The following is a 21,441-nucleotide window of genomic DNA, read 5'->3' on the forward strand; positions in this document are numbered from 1 at the left end:
ATCGGGTCACCGAACCACCCCTCTGGGCATCTTGTGCAACAAAAAGTCGAACTTTTCGTGCCGTTTGGTCCGTTCCAGCTCGGCTCCGCGTTGAAGTGTTAAACAAGAAGCCCGCGTCAGCCTCTATGCCCGTGCTGCGGTGATCCCCTATACCGGTATCTGATGCCTACCGAGCTAGCGGTGGTTTGTTGACGGCGGACCGTGGTGGTGCAGATCAAGAGGTCTGCCGGTGGCAACGGCGTTGATCAGGGCTTGGAGTTCGCTGGGTGGAGGCTGGGTTGTCCAGGCTCGTCAGTAGCGTTGCAGCGTGTTCCAGGGCACCAGCCAGCCACGGACGGCCCGGATCGCCCGGGGCCAGCAGGGCGGTTGGGCCGGGTGGTGTTTGGTTGTGCCCCCTCTTTCCCGCCGACGGCGGGGCGTCGTGCCCGCAGAGCGGTGGGGCGGCTGAGGGCGGGGCGAACCAGGTGCTCCAGCAGAAGCTGAATGCGCAGTTGACCAGGGTCTGGTGGCGGCGGATGGCGGTGTCGGAGCGGACCTGGAAGTCGGCCCAGCCGAGTTCATCCTTGACCTGCTTGTAGCTTTGCTCGACCCAGTGCCGCAGCCCGTAGATTCGCACGATCTCGGCGAGATCGGCGGGCAGATTGGGCGAGTCGGCCGCGCGCGGGGAGCCGGGGCGGGGCAGGTCGGTGGCCAGGTACCAAGTAGCCTTCTCCGGCAGGGTGGCCGGGTCGGTGGTGGCCACGGCCAGACGGACGTTTCCGTCCGGACCCCACCAGCCAAGCCGGGCTTCAGCGGCCCACCAGGTGGCAGCGTGCCCGTCGCGGAAGGCGCGCTCGATGCGTGTCCAGTCCCCAGGACGGTCGGCGTCGGTCCAGGCCAGGGCGTGGGCGGCGTCGACAGGCGTGTACGCGTCGGTGCCGTGGGACCAGGCGCCGTGCCGGGGCTCGAGGGCCATCACGAACGCCAGACCGGCTGCGTGCAAGCCGGCGCGGAAGCTGTCGTGGTCGCCGTAGGCGCAGTCGGCGGCCACCGCCCTGAAGACCAGTCCGGCCGCCTTGGCCTCGGTGGCCAGAGCCACCGCGATCTGCAGCTTGGACTGGAAGCCTGGGTCCTTCTTCCCTCGTGGGAAGTGGTGGGCCGGGGTGTAGGGACGGGCGTGCACCGGGTAGTAGACACGCTCGTCCGCCCAGCAGGTGGTCACGGTGACCACACCTCGGTCGTGGTCACGGTGACCACACCCCGGTCGATCTTCCCGACTGAGCCCAGGTACTGCTTGCCCACGTGCGCGGTCGCCGTCCCTGCCTTGCGGTCCCCGGAATCGTCAACCACCAGCACCCCGCCCGGGTGCGGGGCGGTGGCCGGATCAACCAGCAGCAACTCCAGGCGGCGCGCGTTGACCCGGTGGCTGTCCCACGTCGACTCCGAGAGAAAGAACTGCAGCCGCTGCACCGCCGCATGCTGGGCGCCGACCACCGGCTCGGTGCCGGCCAGGCAGGTCAGCGTCTTGTTCCGGTCCCGCGGCAGAAGCAGCCCGGCCAGATACTCACGAAACCCACGCCGCTGCGCCAGCGTCTCAAAGAGAGCATCGAAGCGGGCGGCATAGCCTTCCAGCGGACCGGGTGCGGGCGGACACGGCAACCGCTTCGTCATCTCGATCCCCACCACACAGCGAGTTGAGGCTCTCACCTCGGGCGTACAACCACCACGGTCCGCCGTCAACAAACCACCGCTAGTAGCTCTTGATGGATTCGGAGGAAGCGAGAGTGCCGCCGGTGGCGGCCGTCGTATCTTGCGTCTGCCTCGGGCCAGTGCAACATGCAGGCACCGTCCCGAGGCCGGTGGTTCGCGTCCACGCGTCTTGCCTGTTCGTGTCGGTGCCCCTGGAAGTCGGCGGGTTCAGCCAATGACCGGGCGAGGCAGCGCGGAGCGCACGCGGGAGACGAGATCCGGCCGGTCGGCTCGGGACAGGATGACGCCCTGCGTGGCTCCGGCGAACTGCGCGGCGAGTTCCACGGCGATGCATTCCCCCTCCTCGCCGACCCGGTCACCAGCCCGCTCGAGCCGTTCGATGAGCGCATCAGGAAGACAGCCAGCCGGCAGTTCCTGCCGCAGGAAGTTCGCCTCGTCCAAGGAGCGCAGTGGGTGGACGGTAGCCAGCACGGGCACGGCTCCCCCGACCGCCTCCAGCAGGGCGTCAAGGGCTCCCTGCGTATAGACCGGACTGCTCACGATGAAGTGCGCTCCGGCCTTTATCTTGCGACGGGTCCTGGCCCGGTCGACGGCGGACAGCCTGGGCGCTGCCCTGATCCTGACCCCGATATCGAAGTGAGTCGGGCTTTCCAGTCGGAGGCCATGGCGGTCGACGCCCTCGTTGAGTCCGCCCAGCAGTTCGATCAATCCGACGGCGTCCACCGTCCACCGCCCGTCTGTCTGGGCGATGTTTCCGACGGGTGGGGCGCTCCCCGCCCCGCAGATCAGACGGGTGACTCCACGAGCGTGAGCCCCGAGCAGATGGGCCTGCAGAGCCATCACGGTCCGGCTCCAGGTCGTCACTGTGGACAACGCGGGGACCCCGGTCCTGTCCTGGCAGGCTGCAGCCAGGTCGATGGCCTGGTTCGTGCTGGTGTATCGCCGCCGTTCGGGCCCCGAAGTCGCCGTGGCGATCAGGTCGGCGCCGGCGGCACGAACTGCGGCCGCGGCAGCCGCGGCAGGCTCTCGCTCCCCCGATTCCGGTACGACGTACGCACCGAGCAGAGGCGCACCTCGCGCGGCCAGGACGTCCCTCACGGGTTGCCTCCAAGTCCATTGACGATCTCAAGAGCCACCTGCACGGCAAGCCGGTCGGAGTAGGAACTGAGGTCCAACCCGGTGATCTCCTCCGCCCGGTGAACGCGGTAGGCCACCGTGTTGGGGTGCGTGTGCATGAGGGCCGACGCGCGCCGCAGGCTGCCGTTCTCACCGAAGTAGGCCGCCAGGGTCCCGCAGTACTCGGTGCCGTTCTTCTGGTCGTGATCGATGAGCTCTCCCAGCACATCACGAGCGTAGCCACCCAGCTCACGAGGATTCCGGACCTGTGCGAAGAGGCGGTGCACACCGAGTTCGGCGAACACGATCACGTCCGACAACCCTGCCATCAAACGCCCGATGTCCACGGCTCTTCGTGCCTCACCGTAGGAGGCGCTGATTCGTGCCGCGCCCGGGTGCGCGTCGCCGAGCCCTGCGATCGAGCGCACGTCGGGGAATCGAACCGCGACGGCCTCCCGGCACAGCCGGGCCAATGCGGTGAGCTGCCGCGTGAGTTCGGTGTCGTCATCACCTGGCACGAGAGCGACCACCTCGGATCCACGGTTCACGACGATGGCCGCCGGGCAGCGTGTGGCGAGCATGTGCTCGACCATATCGATCGCAGCAGGAGCGGGCTTTCCCGTGCCGGGGTACAGCGCCACCACCAACACCCGGTGGCGACCGCCCGGATCGATGCCCAAATGCTGAGCCCAGCCGTCGACGTCCGCCTCCGTGCGATCGCCGACCAGTACAAGTCCGTCGAACAGTTCACGGCGTGCACGACCAGCAGCAAGGGCAACGATGCGGCGTCGGCCGAGGACGACCGCACAGACCATGGCCGCGTGTTCCGTCACCATGATGCGGGCGTCCTCGCCGGTCTCGTCGACGTCGTGACCGGCGGTCACCAGGTACGCCACCGCGTCGTCACCCACCAGAACGGGCGCCACAACCAGTGACGCCGCCGATGCGCCCGAGGCCGGCAGGGACAGGGCGCGGCGCATGCTCGACGCGGCGGCCACCAGCTGCGCGACTGTCTGCGTATCGCTCTCCAGCACATTCGTGAGCCTGTGCGCGGGCGTACCCACGGAACCGGGCGGGCTGGGGCTCTTCACGAGGGGGGCCAGTGAGTCGTCCACGACGGTCGCCCACACTCCGGCGCGCTCGGCGACGAGAGCGACGACCTGTTCGAGGTCGCAGTCCGTCGTCGCCAGGCTGGACAGCTCTCCGCAGAGGGCTACCACCTGCCGCAGGCCAATGGGGCCGCTGTCCGGCTGCGCGGTCATCGGGCTCGACGCAAGGAGAGAAGGCACTCGACGCGTCCAACGGTCCAGCCTCGGTGTACGACCACGGGCTCGTCACTCCTTCCCGACAGCGCCAAACCGGACCTGGACTCGATCCGCCTTCTGGATATCGCACGGCCACCACCTGGTCAACGGGTTACTGCCTACCACTGTGCTCCAGACGGGCCACCACGGCACTGTGTCCCGCCACAAGCGTCGACCCCACTGTTTTGGGACCGACGCCGATGCCGCGGCCCGGCCTCCCTTGCCAACGTTGGCTATGCGCCGCCAGCCCCGACCAGGAGCCGGCCGGCCCTCAAACGCCGAATTCCTCAACATGCCGGATGGAAGGCTCACCGTGAACAAGGCAGCACCTGAGACTCTGCAGGCAGCGGTCGATCGCGTCGGGAACCCCGTCGATCTGATTCGCAACCAGCCGATCAGGGCGTTCTCCCATGGTCTGGGGTTCGTTCCCAGCGAACACACCAACTGGCGCGACGAGGCCATGGCGTGGCACACGACGTGCGCGCTGCTGGACCAGTCCCACCACATGGTCGATCTGTTCATCCAGGGGCCCGACACCGTCCGGCTGCTGACATACCTGGGTGTCAACAGCTTCACCGGCTTCGGCAACGACAAGGCCAAGCAGTTCGTGGCCGTCAATCACGACGGGTACTACATCGGTGACTGCGTACTGGTCGGACTCGGTGACCAGTCTGCCGACCTCGTCGGACGACGCACGGTAATCGACTGGGTCGAATACAACGCGCTCAGCGGCGACTGGGACGTGACCGTCGAGCGCGACCCGCAGTCCGTCCAGCGCGGAGGCCGGCCCCCGAAGCTCTACCGCTTCGAGGTCCAGGGGCCGTCGGCCGGTCCGTTGGTGGAGAAGGTCACGGGCGGACCGCTGCCCGACGTCAAGTTCTTCGGAATGACGACCCTGACGATCGCCGGGCGGCAGGTCCGTGCCCTGCGGCACGGAATGGCCGGCCAGGTCGGCTTCGAGCTGTTCGGCCCGTGGGAAGAGGGCGCCGAGGTATACGCGACGATCCTGGAGCTCGGCCAGGAGTTCGGCATCAAGCAGGTCGGCTCGATGGCTTACTCGACCGCGAACCTGGAATCCGGATGGATTCCGGGCCCCATGCCGGCCATCTTCACCGACAGTCACCTTCAGGGTTACCGCGAGTGGCTGCCTGCCACGAGCGCAGGTTCCTTGGGCGGCAGCATGTCCTCCAGTGACATCTCCGACTACTACATCACCCCGTACGACCTGGGTTACGGGCGACTGATCAAGTTCGACCACGACTTCGTGGGCCGTGAGGCCCTCCAGGCTCGGGCCGGCCAGCCGCACCGCCGCAAGGTCACCCTGGTGTGGCACCCCGAAGACATCGCAGGAGTGTTCTCCTCGCTGTGGACGCCTGGGCCGAGGAACAAGTACTTCAACCTCCCGAAGGCCCGATACGGGCAGTACCAGATGGACGCCGTGCTGGCCGACGGCCGCCAGGTGGGCATCTCCATGGACTGCGGCTATGTGGTGCGGGACCAGTCCGTGGTGTCGCTGGCCGTCGTGGACGAGGAGTTCGCACAGCCGGGCACCGAGGTCCGGCTGCTGTGGGGCGAGAACCCCGTGTCGGCCAAGCCGGTCGTCGAGCCGCACGAGCAGACCGAGATCCGCGCCACCGTCGAGTCCGCGCCTCTCAACAGCTTCGCGCGGACCAAGTACCGCAAGGCCCGCCAGGGCTGACGTCGGCCGTCTCACACGCCGGATAGGCCAGGAACGTTCTCCTCGTAAGGAGCAGCATGAGTTTCGGCAGTACAGCACCCGCGGCGGTGGGCACATCGTTGCTCGATGGCTTCTCTTTGGAGATGACCGGCAAGGATGTCGCCAAACTTGATGAAGCAGCCGCGTTCATCCCTCAGGGGACCCGGATCAACATCACCTTTCTTGGCAACGAGGATCCTGCCCTGCGCCTGTCGGCGGCTCGTGCTGTCAAGCGGTCGGGGTTCGTGCCGGTGCCGCACATATCGGCACGCCGAATCGGATCCCGGCTGCAGCTGACGGACTTCCTCACTGGACTGCAGACCGTCGATGCTTCCGACCAGGTCTTCGTCGTCGGAGGAGACCCCAACAGGCCCGAGGGCCCCTACCCGGACTCCCTCTCTCTCGTTAGGAGCGGGCTGCTGGAACAGCACGGCGTCGGCCACGTCGGAATCAGCGGCTATCCCGAGGGCCACCCCGCCATCACTGACGACATGCTGTGGTCGGCGCTCGTACGCAAGGCCGAGGCGCTGACCGAGCTGGGGTTGCGTGGCAGCATCATCACCCAGTTCACCTTCGATGTCGCCCCCGTGCTCACCTGGATCGAGGCGGTGCGCGAGCGGGGCATCACGCTCCCGATTCGGATCGGCGTGCCGGGTCCGGCCGGTGTACGGCGGCTGATGTCCTACGCATCCCGCTTCGGCGTGGGCACCAGCGCCTCTATCGCAAAGAAGTACGGCCTGTCGCTCACCAACCTGATGGGCACCGCCGGCCCGAACCGATTCCTTCACGACCTGGCCGAGGGCCTGGACCCTGCGCGGCACGGCGAAGTGAAGATCCACTTCTACACCTTCGGCGGGCTCGCGGCGACCTCGCAATGGGTCGCCTCCTATTTGAAGGAAGGCCCCGCATGACCACCGCACGCACCGCGCCCTCGACGGCCCGCCAGATGAAGACAGACAAGTCGCCCCCACCGCAGGCGTCGCTCATCGTGAAGGGCAGCGACGCGACGGGAATCGTCGCGGCGATCACCTCAGTGCTCAGCGAACGCGCCGCCAACATCTTGTCCCTGGACCAGTACTCCGACCGCTCGCACAACGGCACCTTCTTCCAGCGCGCCGTGTTCGAAATGAACGGTCTGTCGGCCGCCCTGCCCGGCATTCGAACCGCGCTGGACGACCTGGCCCAGACCTACTCCCTCGGCTACACCCTCCGCGACATGTCCGTGCCCAAGCGGGTCGCGATCTTCGCCTCCAAGTCCGACCACTGCCTGCTGGATCTACTGTGGCGTCACCGCCAGGGCCAACTCCCTGTCAGCATCGCCATGGTGATCTCCAACCACCCCGACACGGCCGAAGAAGTGCGCGGCTTCGGTATCCCCTTCTTCCACGTCCCCTCCATGGGCCCAGCGAAGTTGGCGGCCGAGACCGAGCATCTGCGCCTGCTCAAGGACAACGTCGACTTCATCGTTCTGGCCCGCTACATGCAGATTCTCTCTGGTGAGTACATCGAACGCATCGGAGTGCCCATCATCAACATCCACCACTCCTTCCTGCCTGCATTCATCGGCGCCGGCCCCTACGCCAAGGCGAAAGAGCGAGGAGTGAAGCTCGTCGGCGCCACCGCCCACTACGTCACCGACGAGCTCGACGAAGGACCCATCATCGAGCAGGACGTCGTCCGGGTGACTCATGCGGACACCGCAGCCGAACTCGCCCGCCGCGGCGCCGACGTCGAACGTGCAGTGCTTTCCCGTGCCGTGCTCTGGCACGCCGAGGACCGGGTCATCCGTCACGGCAACCAGACCATCGTCTTCGCATGAACGGCGGCTACCACCATGACCGTCACGATCAACGGCACCGGCATCGCCCGGGACGTTCGGACTCACGTGACCACGCAGGTCACCCGCCTGGCAGCCAGAGGCGTCGTACCATGCCTGGCCAGCATTCTGGTGGGCGACGATCCAGCGAGTGCCGTCTACATCGCGGCCAAGCGGCGCGCCGTACGCGAGGCCGGCATGCGCGACGTACATCGGCACCTTCCTTCTGACGCCACTCAGGATCAAGTCGCCTCCGTCATCGACACGTTGGCCGCAGACACCGCAGTCTCCGGCATCCTCCTGCAGCTCCCGCTACCGCCCCAGCTGTCCGCAGCAACCCTGATTGATCACATCCCGGTCGGCAAGGATGTGGACGGTCTCACCACTGCCGGCGCCGGCCTGCTCGCCCGTGGTAGAACCGGCCTGCGCCCGTGCACTCCCATCGGTGTGGTGGCTCTTCTCGACGCCGAGCACGTCGAGCTGAAGGGCTCGTATGTCACGATCGTCGGCTGGGGAGAACTCGTAGGCCGTCCCCTCGCGCAGCTCTTGCTGCATCGGGGGGCCACGGTCACCGTCGCCCACGAACACACCACGGATCTGGGGGCTGTGACACGCGGTGCCGACATCGTCATCGTCGCGGCGGGTGTGCCCGGCCTGATCGGCCGCGAGCACATCACCCCCGGCACCACAGTCATCGATGTCGGAATACACCGCACACCCGGCGGCCTCGTAGGCGACGTCCGCGCCGCCGAGCTTCGTGGCATCGCGGAACGCATCACCCCCGTACCAGGTGGAGTCGGTCCCATGACCATTGCCATGCTTCTCGCCAATACCTTGCACGCCGCCGAGGGGAACCTGCGACGCACAGCGGAGCAGCGTGATCACCTGGGAGACGACGGACCGCGCACTATGGCGGCATCCACCGGACACGCGATCCACGCGGCAGCCCGACCTAGCCGGTCGGCAAGGTGACAGGAGACCTGATGAAACGTCGCATCCCGTACATCGGCTCGTCTCGTGACACTCGCGCCTTCGTCCGTGTCAGAGTGCTGGCGGCAGCAGGAAGCGTCGTACTCTCCGCGGCGCTGTTGACAGCATGCGATGACACGGGCTCCGATGGATCTGCATCGATCACCATGGGCGTCGGCGGCAACATCTTTGACATGCCCATACGCATCGCCGCGGCCAAGGGCTACTTCGCCAAGCAAGGGCTCAACGTCAAGGTGGTGACGTTGAACCCCTCGATCGCCACCACTGCGCTCGAATCCGACTCCGTGCAGTTTCTCAACTCCAGCCCCACCACGTTTCTCTCTGCCCTCTCGCGAGACCTGAAGGAGACTGCCATCGCCCACGACGGTGACGGCAATCCCCTGGGGCTGGTGGTGAGCACCGACTTCGCCCGGAAACACCATCTGACCGCCGACACACCCCCGGATCAGGTCGCCAAGGCGTTGGTGGGCTCCACCGGCGGCTCGAGCTCCACCAACACCAAAGCTCAGGCGGGTATCTTCCTCAAGGCTTATGGCGTCGAGCCCGACGACATCAAGTGGGTGTCACTCCTCAGCCCCGCAGCGAACGAAGCCTCCCTCAAGACCGGGCAGATCGGCTGGTTCGCCACCTCTGAACCGACACCGCTGGAGATCGAGCACTCGGGTGACGGCCTCGTGCTCGCCGACGCGGCCCGAGTGCCGGTGTGGTCCAACGACAAGGTGGGCTACGGCCAGTTGCTCGTAGCGCGCAGCAGCTACCTGCGCGATCATCCCGCCATCGCGAAGAAGACTGCCACAGCAGTGCAGCAGGCAACCGCCTACCTGCACACCCATCTCGACTCCGCCACGGTCAAAAACACCGCCAAGGAAACGCTGCCCGGCGTACCCGCGTCAGTGATCGACAAAAGCCTACCGCTGGTCAACTGGCCGACCAGTGCCAAGATGAGCAACGCGGATTGGAAGACCACCGTCTCGTTCATCAACGAACTGCACACCCTCCGCGGGAATATCGAAATGACCACCGACAACTGGACGAACAGCTACTTGCCCTGACCAACTCGTAACCCCCTTATGTGCCATGCGAGCAGGTCAGCGACGGCCGCGGTCCAGCAGCCGACAGCTGAGCCACCACCGAGAGGGACTATTGCCTGCTGCGGCCCGGCCGCGAGACTGAGACGCCGCAGGGCACGCGTCGAGGTCTTGGGCCGCAGCAAACAGTTGGCAGCCGAGCCCATGGCTCGAGGCAATGAACTCGACGCCAAGGACGGCCACCACTCCGCCTTTTCCGAGCACGCCTCTGCGGACGATTCACACGGCCGGACACATCGTCGCCCCCGTCATCTTTTCGCAGCTTCATAGCGAGGCCTTCAGATCTGGCGTGACTTCCCCCTCCTGTTGTCGATGATCAGGGGGCCGGGGCGGGAGGCATCGGCGGACCGCTGATAAGTGGCTCGAGTACCAGCTTCACCCGAGCCGGAAGAGCTGTATGAAATGTGAGTGCGCGGTACCTCGATCGCTCCGCCTGCGGATGCCGGTGCCAGGCAGCGACAGAGCATGGACCGCCAGGGGGAGCCGAGCACCGTCGCCACACTGCGCAGCCGCCTTTACCGGAACACACCGACACGCGCTCGCGCGTTGATGCTGTTGTCTCTGCGCTGAGCGGCGCCCCACGACCTGCACGCACGTAGGCAGCCACCGCAACCTGCATACATAGCTTGCGCCTGTCACACGAAACAGCTGGGCCACAGATGTTGCCCCCCGTAGTTAACCTCCAAGTAGTGAACCTGTGACGCCACCAACATGCGGAGGGGCTGCGCATGCACCGGTTGACCGCGCAGTACGTGCGCGCTCCGAGTCGTGCCGGTTGCGCCCGTCGACTACCGCGGCCCACCTTCGCAAGCGCAGTCAGCAGGTCTCGGAACATATGCCTCCCGTTGCAGAAGGCGCACCGTCTCTCGTCGTGACCTCTGTGCTCGCAACGAATTCACAAGCAAGATGGAGGGCCCAGTGCTTCATCGGACGCAAACTTCGTCGGCAGCCCCACTCAGCGCACCACGCAACGGCTTGTCGACCCCCTACTCCGGTAGGACGCGCGGCGTGCGACAGACGAACGGCCCCTCGTCCCGGCTTCCGCAAGACGAGACGTCCATCACTCCGTGCTGTTCGGTGGTGACGGACGGCACTACCGATTCTGTCCGCTCTTCCGAGCGAGGGACGACGCGTCGACGAGTCCTCGCGACGGCCGGCGCGCTCGGAACCGCAGCGGCGATGCTGCCTTCCCCGGTATCCGCGTCGACCCGACCGGCTCCGCACTCGACGGGGTCGTCTCGGCGCGGCGCCTCGGTGGTGCTCCTCGGTACACAAGGCGGCCCACCGCCCAATCTGCGCCGCGCCGGTATCTCCTCTGCCTTGATCGTCGACGGGGCGACCTATCTGGTCGACGCCGGACGCAAAGCTGTGACGCAGTACACGGAGGCTGGTCTGGCATGGGCAGACCTGCGTGCAGTCTTCGTGACCCACCTGCACGCCGACCACGTAGCGGAACTTTTTCAAGTGTTTCTTCTGGGCGGCTTTCAGACGCCTGCCCAGGGTGACACCCTTCCTGGGCCGACGCCGGTGTACGGCCCAGGCCCTGCCGGCGGACTGCCCCCGAAGTTCGGCGGCGGCACCTCTCAAACGACAAACCCGAGCGATCCGACGCCAGGGCTCGAGGAGTTCTTCGATCAGTCGAACGCTGCCTTCGCTTACAGCACCAACATCTTCATGCGCGACTCAGGCATCCGTGACATTCGGAGCCTCGCCGACGTACACGAGCTCGAACCGCCGGTCAAGGCCAGTTACCAGCAGACGGCACCCGCCATGAAGCCGTTTCTGGTGATGGAGGACGATCGCGTGCGTGTGACAGCGGTGCTCGTGCCACACGGTCCTGTCTTTCCCGCCTTCGCCTACCGTTTCGAGACCGACTACGGCTCCGTCACCTTCTCAGGCGACACCACCTACAGCTCGAATCTGACCTCCCTGGCGCGCGGCTCGGACGTGCTGGTTCATGAGGCCATCAACGTGCAGGGGTGGTCGGGTCCCGCCGCGGTCGCCGACCATCTGCTGCAGGGGCACGTGGAAGTCCAAAAGGTGGGCCAAGTCGCCCAGAGCGCAGACGTAGAACGATTGGTCCTCAGCCATATCGGCGACATGGCCGAGGAACCGCTCTCCCCCCGCAAATGGCACCGTTGGGCACAGCGAGGCTACGACGGGAGCGTCTTGGTCGGCAGCGACATGGACGTGGTGCGCATTCGTTGACCGCAGCCGTCGCCGCCACCTCCGGGCGGAGGACGTGAGGATCACTACGACGCCAGCGAGTCGGCCTGCCCTGTGACCGTGCAGAGCAGCCGAATAAGTTGGGCGACCTCGGCGGACGTGAGGCCCGATGTCACGCTGTCGTTCACGTCCGCCATGGTCTGCCGCCCGTAGGCGACGCCGGCTTGTCCAGTGCTCGTGAGCTCGTAGAGCACGACGCGGCGGTAGACCGGGTGGGGGGTACGGCGTACCCAGTCCAGCTTCTCGAGGCGGTTGAGCGCCGTGCCGACGCTCTGAGGAGCAATGTGAAAGCCCCTGGACAGGTCGGCGGCGGACAGGGGTCCCAGCTCATCCAGATGCACGGCCAGGCCGAGCTGCGTCGCCGTGACGCCGGAGTCATCGAGTTTCGACTGAACCTTTCGGTGAACGGCATTCTGGGCGCGCCACAGGATGTGGGTGAACGCGTCGTCCCAGGGCGTCACAGCTTCACTCACGAGCAATCCTCTCCGAGCACTTGTTATCAGACGTCTTCCATGTTGCCATACGTCTGTCATCCGGCGGCTTGCCCTGTGCGAGCCAGGACGAGAGGAACGGCAATGGCATCATCCAGCCTGCAGGACGGCATCAACAAAGCGGGCTCTGCCGTGCGGCTCCGTTGGACGGACAGGCCGCAGATCTGGACCCCGCCAGTGGTCAAGCCGGAGTACTCCGGCTGGCGCAAGGAGCAGGCCGCCTGGCAGAACAGCGTCGCGCTCATGGACCTCTCCTACCACATGTGGGACACGTTCGTGACGGGGCCAGAGGCGACGCGCATGCTCAGCGAGCTGAGTGCGAACAACTACGAGAACTTCGCCATCAACCAGGCCAAGCAGCTCGTCGTGGTGAACGAGAACGGGTACCTGATCGGCGACGCCATCCTGCTCCGCCGGGGTGAGCAGGACTACGTCATCACCGGCAGGCCGACCCTCCAGAACTGGATCACCTACCAGGCGCAACAGCAGGGGTACGACGTCAGCCTGAGCAGCGATCCCGACTGCTCGCGCGACGCCTCCCACATCCCACCCTTCTTCCGCTACCAGGTCCAGGGCCCGTACGCGCAGCAGATGATCGAGGCCGCCTTCGGAGGTCCGCTGCCGGGAACCAAGTTCTTCCACGCCTCGGACGTCAGCCTCGCCGGGAAGACGTTCCGCGCGCTCCGCCACGGCATGGCCGGCCAGCCCGGCTACGAGTTCATCGGAGACCATGCCGACCACGCGCCGGTCAAGGAAGCCCTGATGAAGGCCGGAGAGCAGTTCGGGCTCGAGCTCGTGGGTTCGCTGGCCTACCCGACGGCCCAGGCCGAAGGCGGCTGGGTGCCCGCTCCGATCCCGGCGATCTACGACGGCAGTACCGCGCAGACCGCGTACCGCTCCTGGCTGCCGCTCCACACTCCGGACGGTATGCAGCCGCTGCACGGCAGCTTCTACTCGCCCGAGATCGCCGATTACTACGTCACGCCGTACGAGCTGGACTACGGCCGGTCCATTTCCTTCAACCACGACTTCCTCGGTCGTGACGCACTGCGCGCACTGAAAGATGCCGAGCGGCGTCACAAGGTGACTCTGGTGATGCGCCCGGAGGATGTGGAGTCGGCTCTGGGCAAGGACCACGGCATCATCAACACTCTGGCGAAGCAGCGGGTCGAGATCGACGGCGAACTGGTCGGAAACACCGAGTACACCGCGTTCAGCGACCCCTACGGCACGATGCTCAGCCTCGCACTCGTTTCCCAGGAGCAGGCCAAGCCGGGGACCAAGGTGACAGTGACCTGGGGCGACCACCCGGGCGGCGACGTGGCGCCGGACGCAGAGCTCGGACTGAACCGTATCCGCGCCACCGTGCAGCCGTGTCCCTACAACGAGTTCGCACGGGCCGGCTACCGCCAGGACTGACCGTTGCAAGATCCGGCTTGAGTCCCGGCGCCCAGCAGGCGCCGGGGTCGCGACCCCACGAATGCGATGTTCAGCCCGTTTCCTTGCGTGAACTTGCAATAAAGGTCACCATGATCGGGCGGGGATGTTCGGGTACGTGGAGGCATGCACGGTGGATCGATTGCAGGTCATGCGCAGCCTCGTTGCCGTAGCCGATACGGAGACCTTCGTCGGGGCCGCCGAGCTGGTGCGCACTTCTGCATCGTCGGTTTCGCGGCACATCGCAGCACTCGAAAAAGATCTGGGCGTGCGACTGGTCAATCGGACCGCTCGCTCCGTGACCCTGACAGAAAACGGAGTGCGCCACAGCGCCTTCGCTCGCCGTGTGCTCGCTGAGATCGAGCACGAGGAACGTGATCTGGCGAAGGCCAACTCCGTTCTGTCAGGAACGCTGTCAATCATCTGTCCCAAGTGGCTCGGTAGCCTTGAGCTGGGGGACGCGATCGCGGACTTCTCCGTTCTCCACCCCGAGGTCGACGTCCGCCTCGCACTAGGTGGCGTCCAGGATCGCGCGTACGCGTTCCTGGACGACGGCTTCGACGTCTCCTTCCAGACGCGACCCCTGCGCGAATCACGCATAGCAGCGCGCCGCATCGCCACATTGCCCTTCGTGCTGTGCGCATCGCCGAGCTACCTGGACGAACGAGGTCGCCCGCGGGAGATCCATGAGCTGGCACAACATGCCTGTCTCACCCATGACCATGAGGTCTACTGGCGGCTGAGATCTACAGGCGAAGAAGCAGTGCACAAGATCGTCCACAGTTCCTTCGCAACGAACTCCTACCTCGCGCTGCAGAAGGCGGTGGTCCGCGGCAGAGGCATCGCCCTACTGCCGCTGCGGTCTGCAGCTCCCGCAATCGCAGCGGGGAAACTGCAGGTTCTGTTCCACGGGCGAGAGCGCGTGCTGTGCGCGGTCCACGGTGCGGAAGGGACGACGCCACGGAAGGTCAGCGCTCTGCTGGACTTCGTGAGCCAGTGGTTCGAAGAAAACCCGGTGTCCCGAGACGCATCCTGCTGAGTCTCGGGACACCGGGTCGCATACGACTCGGGCTGGGGGTGCGCCGGGGCGCTCACGATCAGCGCTTCACGTAGACCTGGGGCGGATACCAGGCATCGGTCTGCAGGGGGCTGCTGTCATCGGGCCGGTTGGAGACGAGTCGGCGATTGAGGTGGTCGCCATGGTGTCCGTGCCGCGTGTAATGGTCGAGCAGGAGATCGTGCCCGAGATCGTTGTTGAGGTCACGCCAGACGGTGTGCTTGTGCTGGCCGGCGGCGACGGCGTTGTCTGCTTCGACGAGCAGGCCGCGCGTTGAGATGCGGTAGTAGTGCGCGGTGTCGGGGGTGGTGCCGCCGGCCCAGGCGAAGTGCAGGGTGGACGGGTCTTCGCGGAACACCTCGTCCCGGTACTGGGTGGTGATCTCCTCTGGGCCGGTCTCGACGTAGCGCATCAGCAGTTCCCGGACCGCTGTCAGTTCGCTACCGCTGAGGTCGGCCCCACTGATGCCAGAGGGGGCGTCCTTGGTGAACCGGAGCTTGCGTCGGTCTTCGTCGGTCGTGGTGTAGCCAACGATGCCGAGGTCAACCGGGTCGGGCCACTCTTCGGCGCCGACGCGGGGCACTTGGCGGGTGACGAAGTCGGCGGGCGCCACGTCGTGGATGACGGCTTGGGCTCGAAGATCGGGCGCGAGAGAGTGCAGAATGTCGAATGCCATACGACCGTGTTCACCCAGCGGGTCGAGGACCCCGGCAGGGATCGGCATTGCTCCCATGGCGAGGGGGGTGACGGTCAGGTATCGCTGGGTGACCACAGTGAAGTTGAGCGACAGATGGTGGCCAATGACACGCCATCCCCAGGTGTCCTCGAAGCCGGGGCGTCCGAAGATCGTGAACCAGTACGCGTCCGGGCTGCGGAAGTCGCCGGCGAAGACACCGAACTCGCGCTCGATGACGTCGAGTTCACGCAGAATGTTCTCGGCTGCCATCACTGCCAAGGCTTGGCTGTAGCCGCGAAGACTGAGCCCAGACTTCAACAGGGTGTGGGCCAGGGTCCGTTGATGACTGTCCAGCTTGCTGAGTGGGACGCCGGTGCGGTCGGGCTTGGGAATGAAGTCCCAGTCCCAGCGCCGTGGGTCACCCATCTCCGGCTGATGCATCCGATCACGCAGCTCCGGCGAGAGCGAGTCCAACAGTGCCCACGCGGAGAAGAGCATTCTCTTGATGGCGCGGGGCGCCTCGTAGTTCATGGGGGTGGGGGTCGTCATGGTTCCTCCCGCTTCAGGCGGCCGGGGGCGTTGAGGTACTTGGGGACGGCTCGGGAAGCACGGCGAGCAGGTCACAGTGCACCAGCGCTCTTCCATCGAGCCGCGCGGCGATGACCTGGCGTGCCGGCCGGTGCGCGGGGTCGGGGAACATGGCCAGCCACTCACGGTTGAGTGTTTCCCGGTCGCGCGGGTCGGCCAAGTGGAAGGTCATCTTCAGGATGCTGTCGGTGCTGGCGTCCACGGCACGCACGAGGGCCCGTACGTGTGCGAAGACGTTGACAACCTGCTGGTCCAGGCCCGTCGGCAGTACTCCGCTCGCGGGATCGCGGCCGGTGAGGGCCCCCGAGGCCAGGAAGGGTCCAATCCGACTGGCTACCGGGATCGGATTGGCATGTCCAAAGCCGGGAAGCTCGATGCTGATCCGTTCGGTCACAGCTCAGGCTTCCTCTACGATGCGGTTCTCCAGGACGCCAAGGCCCTGAATTTCGGCTCGCACCACGTCACCGACGCGCAAGAAGTTCTTGGTCGGAGCGCCGATACCGGAGGGGGTGCCGGTGGCGAGAATATCTCCCGGCATGAGTGTGAAGACCTGCGACAGGTAGGCGATCTGTTCGTATATGTCGTAAATCATGTCGCTCGTGGGCCAGTCCTGACGCACCTCTCCGTTTACAGAGAGGGTCATGCGCAGCGCGAGCGGATCTGAGATCTCGTCGTCCGTAGTGAGCCAGGGGCCGAGGGGACCATGGGTGTCGAAAGACTTACCGAGGGTGAAGGTGGGCGAACGCTTCTGCAGCCAGTCGCGGACGGACACGTCGTTGGCCACGAGATAGCCCGCGATCACAGATCGGGCATCTTCCGCGGACACATGCTTGCAGCGACGACCGATGACGACGCCCAGTTCGATCTCGTAGTCGAGCTCATCCGAGATTTCTGGCTTCACGACGTCGTCATGCGGTCCGACGATGCACGAGACCTGCTTGTTGAACCACATCTGGCTCGTGGGAATGGGGATCCCCGCCTGGCGCGCCTCTTCAGCGTGCTCGCGGTAGTTCATGCCGATGCCGAGGAACTTCTGCGGCTCGTCGATCGGAGCATCCAGGACGATGTCAGCCAGCTGGTACGTCTGGCCCCGTGACTGCGAGATGCGTTCCTTCAGCGTGGTCAGATCCGGGAGGATTGCCCGCAGCGAGGTACCCACGTCCTCGGAGATATCAGTGATCTGACCGCCGTCGACTCGGCCGAGCCGGACGGGGCCGCCGGCGACGTGAAAGCGCGCAAGTTTCATGCGCCTGCACCCTTCTGCTCGATCGTCGTGTCTTCGAGACCCGCTCGCTCTGACTCTGTGGCCGGCCAGACGTGCTCGCCGTCCGGGGTCATTTGGAAGCTGACGAAGCGCCAGGCGCCGTCCTCGCAGCGGCGCAGCACCTGAATGACCTGCCCGCGCACAATGCGTTCTGTACCGTCGGGGCTGTCGAGCCGGTTGGTGATGCGTCCCGTCACAATGGCCACGTCACCGATGAGACGGATGCTGAGCGGGCCGCGTGTCATGTCGAGGTAGGCCTGGCGAGTAGAGACGTGCTCCAGCAGTTGGGCCTTGTTGTGGGTGAGCCCAGGTGCGTGTGTGTGGACGAGAGTCTCGTCGTACAGATCGTCCAGCGCGGTGAGGTCGACCGCGAGGAGTGCCTCGCGCCGGCGCTCCTCCACTGCGAGGATCTCGGCCCGGATGACGTCGTCGGCGTAGACGACGGGGTGGGGGCGGTTGGAGTTCATGTCCGTCCTCTCTACGATTCCGGGCCGGTCGCGGCCGTCGCTCGCGACCGGCCCGAGCCACTAGCGGTTGGCGTCCTTGGTGCGGAACCCGGTGGTGTCGCCGGCCTCGTGTCCGGGACGGGGCTGGCCGACGAGCGCGTGGTACTTGCTGAAGATGGCGTCGGCCTCTTCGAGAGGGAGCACGTCCTCGATGTCGGTGAACCGCTCGCCGCCGGTGCGCTCTTCGACCATGCGACGGATGACCTCGTAGCCCTCGCCACGGTGTGCCATCACGATCCCGTTGACCGCCGCGAGACGCTGGTCCTCGAACGCCTTGAGGGCCGCGGGGACATCGTCGATGGTTGCCAGCTTCCCGGCAAGCGCGCCGCCGTCGACGATCGCCTGGCAGGCGCCGTTGCCCCCTCGCGGGTACATTGCGTGGGCGGCGTCGCCGATCAGGACCACGCGGCCGTCGATCCACGTGTCCAGCGGGTCGTGCCGAATGAGGGGAAACAGGTAGACCTCGCGCGCGTTGCGCAGCATCTCCTGGACGTCGAGGTGCACGATGTCGCACTCGTCGTAGTAATGCATGATCTCGTCGACGCTGCCGAGCTGGTTCCAGTCCTCGATGGACTCACCGCGGTTGGCCTCGACGACCCAGTTCACAAGGACTTTGCCGGTGCCCTCGAAGTCGTTGGCGATCGGGTAGACGATCATGCTGGAGGTCTGGGGCGCGCCGATGTGCAGGATGGTGCCACCACTGCCGAAGGGCTCCATCAGTGTCGTGCCGCGCCACATGGTGATGCCGGAGTACACGGGCTCGGAGGCATCGGGGTGCATCTGCTTGCGGGTGGGCGACTTGATGCCGTCCGCCGCGACGACGAGGTCGGCGGTCACCTGTGAGGTCTCGCCGTCCTGGTCCACCAGGTCGAGCGTCACGTGGTCTTCGTGGTTGGTGTAGCCGGAACAGCGCATGCCCAGAACGACCGCATCCTGGCCGAGCCGCTCGAGGACCGTGCGGTAGAGCAGCATCTGAAGGCGGCCGCGGTGCACGAAGCGCTGCTCGTGAAGGTAGCCCATGTGCACACCGCACAGTTCGGCGTAGATCTCCTGGCCGTACTTGTTGTAGAAGATCGAGTCCTGGGCGTCGACGGATATCTCACGGAAATCCTCGAGGAGTCCCAGCTCGTCGAGTTCCTTGCTGCCGTAGACCTTGACGTCGATGCCGACGCCGAGCGGCCGGAGTTCGGGGGCGGCCTCGTAAATGCGAGGCCGGAAGCCCTGCTGGTGCAGGCGCAGTGCCGCGGCCAGGCCGGCCGGTCCGGCGCCGATGATGGCGATGTCGAGAGAGCTGCTGGTCATGAGGTTCCTCGGATCGGTTCGGCCCAGGAGTTCCGTGGGCGCGTGTTTCGGGTGAGGTAGCCAAGCGGTCAGACGGTCAGGCGCGATTCGTCGATCTCGCTCAGGAATCGCAGAGTTGCCTGCCAGGACCGGGCGGTACTGCGTGCGTTGAACGCGACGACGTCGGGCCTGGGTGAGGACTTGGCCATGGGGCTGGTGAAGGCGTGGACGGTGCGGGAGTAGACGTGCATCTGCCAGTCGATGTCCGCCTTGCTCATCGCCGAGGTGAGATCGGCGCGCATGCCGGCCGTGGCCATCAGGTCGTCGGCGCCCGTGCACACCAGGACGGGGGCGTCGGAGGCGGAGGACCAGTCGAAGTCGATGATGTCGAGGCCGCCGTGGACGCTGATCGCGCCGGCGACTGCCCCGCCTGTGCGCTGGTACTCGAGTGCGGAAGAGCCGCCGAAGCAGTATCCGAGCAGGACGACGTCCCTGGTTTTGATCTCGGGCTGGTCCAGGAGCGCAGTGTGTGCGGCGCGCACGCGTCCCAGCCAGGTTTCACGGTCGTTAGCCATGGCGCCGATGAGGGGGCCGAATTCGTTCTGGCCGCCCGGCAGGAGACGGTTGCCCCACAGGTCGGCGACGAGTGTGGGATGCCCTTGGTCCGCCAGCCGCGCGGCGATGTCGATCATGTGCTGGGTGACCCCGTAGGCGTCGGGGAGCAGGAGAACTGCGGCGCGGGTGGGGCCGGTCTTCGGCACGCACACGTGGCCGAGATGGAGGTTCGCGTCGTGCCAGTACTCGACGTCGCGCGTGGTCACGTCGCTCATATGCGAGGAGGTCCCTTCTCACGGGCCCGCCCTTGATCACGGGCGCGGTGGCAAGTGGCGGTCCTACGGCGAGCAGAACGTCGCCACAGCAAGGACCGTAAACGAGATCGTGTACGATTTCAATTACGAAAGCACTTGCGGTATGGGCAGAGCCCGGGCTACGTTGCGTATCAGATTTCGTACACGATTTGGTCTGTGATGCGGCGGCGCCACCCGTGCGAGGGTGGGCGCGAGGCCATCGAAAGCCACAGAATCCGACGTAAAACGAGAGGGATCTCCCCCATGACCGTAGTCGACATCAACATCCACCACCTGCCTGAGGATCTGTTCTCGAACCCCAAGATCCTCAACGGCTTCCTCGACAGCGCTCCGCGCGGTTTCGGGGAGATTGCCCGGGTTGCCGACCTGGAGGACGGGCGCCAGCAACTGATCCTGGAGAAGCCGGCCGGCTTCCAGAACCTCAATTACGTCGACGGCGACTACAGCGCCGAGGCCAAGCTCGCCGCCATGGACGAAGCCGGCGTCGACTACGGCATCATGCGGGTCCCCGTGTGGCAGGAATGGCTGCCGCTGGAGACCTGTCGCGAGGTCAACGACAACGCCCACGAGATCGTCGAGCGCTCGGGCGGCCGACTCTTCAGCACGGCTTGCATTCCGCCGTGGGGCGGCAAGGAGAACATCTACGAGCTGGAGCGGTGCGTCAAGGAGCTCGGTGTCGTCGGCGTCCAGCTGGCTTGCCACTACGGGCAGATCTACCTCGACGACCCGGTCTTCGAGCCCTACCTGAAGGTCATCGAGAAGCTCGACATCCCGGTCATCGTCCACCATACTCCCCTGCCGGTGGAGTGGCGCTCGGTCATCGACTACACCAACCTGCGCCGGGAGTACGGCCGCATCGTCGACCAGGGCACCGCTGTGGGCCGCGAGCTGTTCAGCGGAATGTTCGACCGCATGCCGGGGCTGCGCTTCGTCCACACGATGCTCGGCGGCAACTGGTTCGCCAACACCGCGCTGCTGACCCCGCACAAGTCGAACAAGAAGGAGGCCATCACCCGGCTCGACCCGACCGGCGGGGAGAAGATCCAGAGCTACCTGGAGAACAACATCTTCTTCGACCTCACCCACCCGCACTCGTGGGGCAAGGACCAGGTCGAGTGCGCGCTCAAGGTCAACGGAGCCGACCACTACATGTTCGGCTCGTCGTTCCCCGTCTTCTACGGGTGGATGAGCCAGGGCGTGGAGTTCCTCAAGGAGACCATCGAGATCGACGACAAGGAGCGCGAGATGGTGCTCTCGGGCAACGCCAAGCGCCTCTTCCGGCTGCCGATCTAATCCGATACCCGCAGCCCCAGGACAGGAGTCACC

Annotated in this window: 20 protein-coding genes; 9 read left to right on the forward strand and 11 right to left on the reverse strand. The window is 65.9% G+C overall.

Annotation, left to right across the window (positions count from 1 at the left end):
* Nucleotides 1–214: 214 nt before the first annotated feature.
* The 4 genes from ACFV6E_RS00945 to ACFV6E_RS00960 all read right to left on the reverse strand — a co-directional run bounded on the left by ACFV6E_RS00945 (nucleotide 215) and on the right by ACFV6E_RS00960 (nucleotide 4,067).
* On the reverse strand, nucleotides 215–1,201 hold the full coding sequence (locus tag ACFV6E_RS00945; protein WP_385458619.1) for a transposase: 987 nt from the start codon (nucleotides 1,199–1,201) through the stop codon (nucleotides 215–217).
* On the reverse strand, nucleotides 1,198–1,665 hold the full coding sequence (locus ACFV6E_RS00950) for a transposase (protein ID WP_385458620.1): 468 nt from the start codon (nucleotides 1,663–1,665) through the stop codon (nucleotides 1,198–1,200). The genes ACFV6E_RS00945 and ACFV6E_RS00950 overlap by 4 nt, the downstream gene beginning before the upstream one ends.
* 231 nt (nucleotides 1,666–1,896) lie before the next feature.
* Nucleotides 1,897–2,787 carry a methylenetetrahydrofolate reductase gene (locus tag ACFV6E_RS00955; protein WP_385458622.1) on the reverse strand — a complete coding sequence of 297 codons (891 nt, stop codon included), beginning with the start codon at nucleotides 2,785–2,787 and terminating at the stop codon, nucleotides 1,897–1,899.
* On the reverse strand, nucleotides 2,784–4,067 hold the full coding sequence (locus ACFV6E_RS00960) for a PucR family transcriptional regulator (protein WP_385458624.1): 1,284 nt from the start codon (nucleotides 4,065–4,067) through the stop codon (nucleotides 2,784–2,786). Before ACFV6E_RS00960 ends, ACFV6E_RS00955 begins: the two co-directional genes overlap by 4 nt.
* 355 nt (nucleotides 4,068–4,422) lie before the next feature.
* Here ACFV6E_RS00960 and ACFV6E_RS00965 point away from each other — a divergent pair, with 355 nt between their 5' ends.
* The 6 genes from ACFV6E_RS00965 to ACFV6E_RS00990 all read left to right on the forward strand — a co-directional run bounded on the left by ACFV6E_RS00965 (nucleotide 4,423) and on the right by ACFV6E_RS00990 (nucleotide 11,928).
* On the forward strand, nucleotides 4,423–5,808 hold the full coding sequence (locus tag ACFV6E_RS00965; protein WP_385458626.1) for an aminomethyl transferase family protein: 1,386 nt from the start codon (nucleotides 4,423–4,425) through the stop codon (nucleotides 5,806–5,808).
* 56 nt (nucleotides 5,809–5,864) lie between these two features.
* Complete coding sequence (locus ACFV6E_RS00970; protein WP_385458628.1) at nucleotides 5,865–6,737, forward strand: methylenetetrahydrofolate reductase; 873 nt, start codon at nucleotides 5,865–5,867, stop codon at nucleotides 6,735–6,737.
* Entirely contained in the window at nucleotides 6,734–7,645 is a 912-nt protein-coding gene (gene purU, locus ACFV6E_RS00975) for a formyltetrahydrofolate deformylase (protein ID WP_385458630.1), read from the forward strand. The genes ACFV6E_RS00970 and purU overlap by 4 nt, the downstream gene beginning before the upstream one ends.
* Nucleotides 7,646–7,660: 15 nt before the next feature.
* Nucleotides 7,661–8,614, forward strand: a complete 954-nt coding sequence (locus ACFV6E_RS00980; protein WP_385458632.1) for a bifunctional 5,10-methylenetetrahydrofolate dehydrogenase/5,10-methenyltetrahydrofolate cyclohydrolase — start codon at nucleotides 7,661–7,663, stop codon at nucleotides 8,612–8,614.
* 11 nt (nucleotides 8,615–8,625) lie between these two features.
* A complete protein-coding gene (locus tag ACFV6E_RS00985) occupies nucleotides 8,626–9,684 on the forward strand; it encodes an ABC transporter substrate-binding protein (protein ID WP_385458633.1) in 1,059 nt (352 codons plus the stop codon).
* 1,356 nt (nucleotides 9,685–11,040) lie between these two features.
* Nucleotides 11,041–11,928 (forward strand): MBL fold metallo-hydrolase, encoded by an 888-nt coding sequence (locus ACFV6E_RS00990; RefSeq protein WP_385458635.1) that lies wholly within the window; start codon nucleotides 11,041–11,043, stop codon nucleotides 11,926–11,928.
* A gap of 44 nt (nucleotides 11,929–11,972) precedes the next feature.
* Here the strand turns inward: ACFV6E_RS00990 and ACFV6E_RS00995 are convergent, their stop codons facing one another.
* Entirely contained in the window at nucleotides 11,973–12,419 is a 447-nt protein-coding gene (locus ACFV6E_RS00995) for a MarR family winged helix-turn-helix transcriptional regulator (RefSeq protein ID WP_385458637.1), read from the reverse strand.
* A 102-nt stretch (nucleotides 12,420–12,521) separates the two neighbouring features.
* Here ACFV6E_RS00995 and ACFV6E_RS01000 point away from each other — a divergent pair, with 102 nt between their 5' ends.
* A complete protein-coding gene (locus ACFV6E_RS01000) occupies nucleotides 12,522–13,856 on the forward strand; it encodes an aminomethyl transferase family protein (protein WP_385458639.1) in 1,335 nt (444 codons plus the stop codon).
* A 151-nt stretch (nucleotides 13,857–14,007) separates the two neighbouring features.
* Nucleotides 14,008–14,913: a LysR family transcriptional regulator gene (locus tag ACFV6E_RS01005; RefSeq protein ID WP_385458641.1), complete on the forward strand. Its 906-nt coding sequence runs from the start codon at nucleotides 14,008–14,010 to the stop codon at nucleotides 14,911–14,913.
* Nucleotides 14,914–14,971: 58 nt separating this feature from the next.
* On the opposite strand, the gene ACFV6E_RS01010 is transcribed toward ACFV6E_RS01005, so the two are convergent.
* The 6 genes from ACFV6E_RS01010 to ACFV6E_RS01035 form a co-directional block, all read right to left on the reverse strand.
* A complete protein-coding gene (locus ACFV6E_RS01010) occupies nucleotides 14,972–16,156 on the reverse strand; it encodes a DUF3500 domain-containing protein (protein WP_385458643.1) in 1,185 nt (394 codons plus the stop codon).
* A gap of 13 nt (nucleotides 16,157–16,169) precedes the next feature.
* A complete protein-coding gene (locus ACFV6E_RS01015) occupies nucleotides 16,170–16,589 on the reverse strand; it encodes a RidA family protein (protein ID WP_385458645.1) in 420 nt (139 codons plus the stop codon).
* Nucleotides 16,590–16,592: 3 nt separating this feature from the next.
* Nucleotides 16,593–17,441, reverse strand: coding sequence for a fumarylacetoacetate hydrolase family protein (locus ACFV6E_RS01020; RefSeq protein ID WP_385458647.1), 849 nt, complete (start codon nucleotides 17,439–17,441; stop codon nucleotides 16,593–16,595).
* Nucleotides 17,438–17,926: a nuclear transport factor 2 family protein gene (locus ACFV6E_RS01025; protein WP_385458649.1), complete on the reverse strand. Its 489-nt coding sequence runs from the start codon at nucleotides 17,924–17,926 to the stop codon at nucleotides 17,438–17,440. Before ACFV6E_RS01025 ends, ACFV6E_RS01020 begins: the two co-directional genes overlap by 4 nt.
* 60 nt (nucleotides 17,927–17,986) lie before the next feature.
* A complete protein-coding gene (locus ACFV6E_RS01030; RefSeq protein ID WP_385458651.1) occupies nucleotides 17,987–19,267 on the reverse strand; it encodes an FAD-dependent monooxygenase in 1,281 nt (426 codons plus the stop codon).
* A 68-nt stretch (nucleotides 19,268–19,335) separates the two neighbouring features.
* Nucleotides 19,336–20,076, reverse strand: a complete 741-nt coding sequence (locus ACFV6E_RS01035; RefSeq protein ID WP_385458653.1) for a dienelactone hydrolase family protein — start codon at nucleotides 20,074–20,076, stop codon at nucleotides 19,336–19,338.
* Between the two features lie 282 nt (nucleotides 20,077–20,358).
* Here ACFV6E_RS01035 and ACFV6E_RS01040 point away from each other — a divergent pair, with 282 nt between their 5' ends.
* Nucleotides 20,359–21,408 carry an amidohydrolase family protein gene (locus ACFV6E_RS01040; protein ID WP_385458655.1) on the forward strand — a complete coding sequence of 350 codons (1,050 nt, stop codon included), beginning with the start codon at nucleotides 20,359–20,361 and terminating at the stop codon, nucleotides 21,406–21,408.
* The last annotated feature ends 33 nt before the right edge of the window (nucleotides 21,409–21,441 follow it).

The organism is Streptomyces sp. NPDC059785, assembly GCF_042732375.1.
GTDB lineage: Bacteria > Actinomycetota > Actinomycetes > Streptomycetales > Streptomycetaceae > Streptomyces.

What these genes read in the sequence shown, in the direction of transcription:
- ACFV6E_RS01000 (WP_385458639.1), top strand. Translation starts at nt 12,522, where the DNA reads ATGGCATCATCCAGCCTGCAGGACGGCATCAACAAAGCGGGCTCTGCC.
- ACFV6E_RS00985 (WP_385458633.1), top strand. Translation starts at nt 8,626, where the DNA reads ATGAAACGTCGCATCCCGTACATCGGCTCGTCTCGTGACACTCGCGCC.
- ACFV6E_RS01040 (WP_385458655.1), top strand. Translation starts at nt 20,359, where the DNA reads ATGACCGTAGTCGACATCAACATCCACCACCTGCCTGAGGATCTGTTC.
- ACFV6E_RS01010 (WP_385458643.1), bottom strand. Translation starts at nt 16,156, where the DNA reads ATGACGACCCCCACCCCCATGAACTACGAGGCGCCCCGCGCCATCAAG.
- ACFV6E_RS01020 (WP_385458647.1), bottom strand. Translation starts at nt 17,441, where the DNA reads ATGAAACTTGCGCGCTTTCACGTCGCCGGCGGCCCCGTCCGGCTCGGC.
- ACFV6E_RS01025 (WP_385458649.1), bottom strand. Translation starts at nt 17,926, where the DNA reads ATGAACTCCAACCGCCCCCACCCCGTCGTCTACGCCGACGACGTCATC.
- ACFV6E_RS00960 (WP_385458624.1), bottom strand. Translation starts at nt 4,067, where the DNA reads ATGACCGCGCAGCCGGACAGCGGCCCCATTGGCCTGCGGCAGGTGGTA.
- purU (WP_385458630.1), top strand. Translation starts at nt 6,734, where the DNA reads ATGACCACCGCACGCACCGCGCCCTCGACGGCCCGCCAGATGAAGACA.
- ACFV6E_RS01030 (WP_385458651.1), bottom strand. Translation starts at nt 19,267, where the DNA reads ATGACCAGCAGCTCTCTCGACATCGCCATCATCGGCGCCGGACCGGCC.
- ACFV6E_RS01035 (WP_385458653.1), bottom strand. Translation starts at nt 20,076, where the DNA reads ATGAGCGACGTGACCACGCGCGACGTCGAGTACTGGCACGACGCGAAC.
- ACFV6E_RS00970 (WP_385458628.1), top strand. Translation starts at nt 5,865, where the DNA reads ATGAGTTTCGGCAGTACAGCACCCGCGGCGGTGGGCACATCGTTGCTC.
- ACFV6E_RS00980 (WP_385458632.1), top strand. Translation starts at nt 7,661, where the DNA reads ATGACCGTCACGATCAACGGCACCGGCATCGCCCGGGACGTTCGGACT.